Consider the following 1,356-nt stretch of genomic DNA (forward strand, 5'->3'; position numbering starts at 1 on the left):
CGCACTACCAGCGGTCAATTTGCGTGGCCTTCGGCTTCGTTCACGCCGTGCGCGATACGCCTTTGCAGCGGCAGTGGCGTCATAACACCTGCGCGTCTCAGTCCGGTTACGCGCGAGTTCTCGGCTGATGCTAGACGCGTTGCGTCCCAGCAGCCTCGCTATCGACCGGATGCTCGCGTTTTTACCGCTTTCGATCATGATTGCCGCGCGCTCTTCCGCGCTCAGATGAAAATATCTTTTTTCCATCCCAACACCCTATATCAATATGGGTGTTGCACTTGATGGTTGAGTCTAAGCTTCACACAATCAGTCGGGCCTCACCGAAATGGCAGAGGCATCCTTCCTTCTTGGGCTCCTGCACTCTTGCCCACTGATCTCTTTCAATGAGACTGGAATGACCAAAATCAGACCCGCCCGATTCCCTGACGACCACGACGTAGTCGTCGCGATTTTTCGTGAATATATCGGTAGCGCGACAGTCAGCCTCGAGTTTCAGGATTACGAAGATGAACTGTCTAACTTGCCGGGAAAATACGCAGGACCTCGGGGCAGGTTGTTGCTCGCCTGGCTCGATAACCACGTGGTTGGCTGTGCCGCATTTCGAGAGGTGGATGCAAATACCTGCGAGATGAAACGCGTCTACGTACGGGCAGGTATTCGCGGCCAAAAAATTGGGCGGCGCCTGGTCGAAGAAGTTTTGAACGTGGCACGTTCCGCAGGCTACGCGCGTATATGCCTTGATGTCTTGCCTGAATTCACCGTTGCACAACGTTTGTATGAATCCTTGGGATTCATACAAACGCCTCCCGTGACCTTCAATCCTGTTCCGGGCACTCTGTTCTTAGGACTAAACCTAAGGAGCAGTGTTGATATGCCAGGATCTTCAACCCCACCAGATAGGGCTGTGCAAGCTGTCGAAAATATCTAGGGTCTCGTGCAAGACCAGGCACTTCAACGGCCGCTATGAAGTGATTCCTCTGACACTTGTGTGTCGATAGCCGACCGTCACGCCAAAGTTTCCCGCTCCCATTCGCTTAGGTCCACTCTGCTGCCCATTGGTAAGCGTCCAGCCAGTACATCTTCTCCATCCGATCTAAAAGCGCGAGGATTGCCGATTTCATAACGGGATCGGAAGCGATGAGAGAAGAGCCGGATGTAATCGAGGTCAAGCCGTCGACAGCACGTCGACGCTTTAGCACGACGTTCAAGCGGGAACTGGTGGAACAGACGTTGCGCCCCGACGTCTCGATGGCCGCGGTGGCGTTAGCCAACGGCCTCAACACGAACCAGCTTGCCCGATGGCGGCGCGAGTATTTATTGGGTACGGGTGCCAGTCCGATGCCATTGCCCGCACTG

The 1,356-nt window shown here is 54.7% G+C and carries 3 protein-coding genes; 2 read left to right on the forward strand and 1 reads right to left on the reverse strand.

Annotated features, from left to right (window positions below; all coding sequences use genetic code 11):
- The coding region (locus OVY01_RS22900) for a helix-turn-helix domain-containing protein (RefSeq protein ID WP_267849665.1) at positions 1 to 246 on the reverse strand (246 nt) is incomplete at its 3' end.
- A 148-nt stretch (positions 247 to 394) separates the two neighbouring features.
- Between OVY01_RS22900 and OVY01_RS22905 the strand changes: the two genes are divergently transcribed.
- Entirely contained in the window at positions 395 to 928 is a 534-nt protein-coding gene (locus OVY01_RS22905) for a GNAT family N-acetyltransferase (protein WP_267849953.1), read from the forward strand.
- Between the two features lie 209 nt (positions 929 to 1,137).
- On the forward strand, positions 1,138 to 1,356 hold a 219-nt coding region (locus OVY01_RS22910), incomplete at its 3' end, for a transposase (RefSeq protein ID WP_267849950.1).

The organism is Robbsia betulipollinis, assembly GCF_026624755.1.
Taxonomy (GTDB): domain Bacteria; phylum Pseudomonadota; class Gammaproteobacteria; order Burkholderiales; family Burkholderiaceae; genus Robbsia; species Robbsia betulipollinis.